This window comes from Pseudomonas sp. 57B-090624, from assembly GCF_003234055.1.
Lineage (GTDB): Bacteria > Pseudomonadota > Gammaproteobacteria > Pseudomonadales > Pseudomonadaceae > Metapseudomonas > Metapseudomonas tohonis.
The window spans coordinates 1-971 of record NZ_QKRU01000184.1 but is presented as its reverse complement, the minus strand read 5'-3'; the positions used below and the strand labels follow the sequence as shown (position 1 = coordinate 971).

General features: G+C 54.8%; 1 protein-coding gene. It reads right to left on the bottom strand.

What is annotated here, in order from left to right; all coding sequences use genetic code 11:
* Positions 1 to 394: 394 nt before the first annotated feature.
* Positions 395 to 751, bottom strand: coding sequence for a DUF6088 family protein (locus tag DMX10_RS33415; RefSeq protein WP_234462272.1), 357 nt, complete (start codon positions 749 to 751; stop codon positions 395 to 397).
* Between the last annotated feature and the right edge of the window lie 220 nt (positions 752 to 971).

Sequence of the window (971 nt, the reverse complement as noted above, 5' to 3'; positions counted from 1 at the left end):
AGCGCTTCGACTTCAAATGCCCCATCGAGGTGATGGGAGAGGTCATGCAAAATGCCATGGCGATGCGGCATGATGCTCCGGCTTCAATTCAATAACCGTGTTGCACTCAGCTCCTGCAACCGCCCAGCAACACACTCCGGCGTAGTACCGCCTTTGCCGAGATAAAACAAAGCGCTGATGGTCATCCCCACTTTGGTTCCTGCGCATTGCATCACCATCGGAGCAGCATGCACGAGCCTGATCTCGGCCTTCCCCACAAATATCGATCGGCTGGGGCCACTCGTGTATTAACGCGGCAATCAAATAGCACATCTCAAGCATTCACAAAAACCATTAAATTCAATAGCTTATGGATATAAAGATTGATCGCTACTTGCCCTGTTAAATTGCCGGGTTAATAGTAGATCGGAATGACCGGCATTTGTGTACTCAGCCCGAATCGCCTCACGGCATCAGTGCCGTGGATCTGCAGCTTCCAACGGTTCTGCCTGGCAATCAGATTCACCAAGTCCCAAGGCCCAGGACGATGAACCCGACCAGTGTACTGACTGTATTTCGGCCGCATGTAGATGCCACGATACACACGCTCAAGCTCGCCACGGCGAACAAGCTGGGCGACTGCCTTGGAGATGGCCGAGCTCGAACCAAGCCCTGCAAGGCACCTGATGCTGAAAGGCCTCCCCTTGCGCAGATGCTTCAGCCGCTGCGCGACGAGGTGAGACACCGGCGGTTCAAAATTTGGGCGGGGCATCGCTATCGAGTCGACTCCAGCGACGAGCAGAGCAGCGGCTGGTGGAGGGCGATTACCCGCCGTCGGTATTCATCTTCAAGCGCTTCGTTTACCAGGGCGGTTGCAGGAGCTGAGTGCAACACGGTTATTGAATTGAAGCCGGAGCATCATGCCGCATCGCCATGGCATTTTGCATGACCTCTCCCATCACCTCGATGGGGCATTTGAAGTCGAAGCGCTT

Bases quoted from the DNA above. Each gene is read 5' to 3' on its own strand.
- DMX10_RS33415 (WP_234462272.1), bottom strand. From the start codon at position 751: ATGCCCCGCCCAAATTTTGAACCGCCGGTGTCTCACCTCGTCGCGCAG.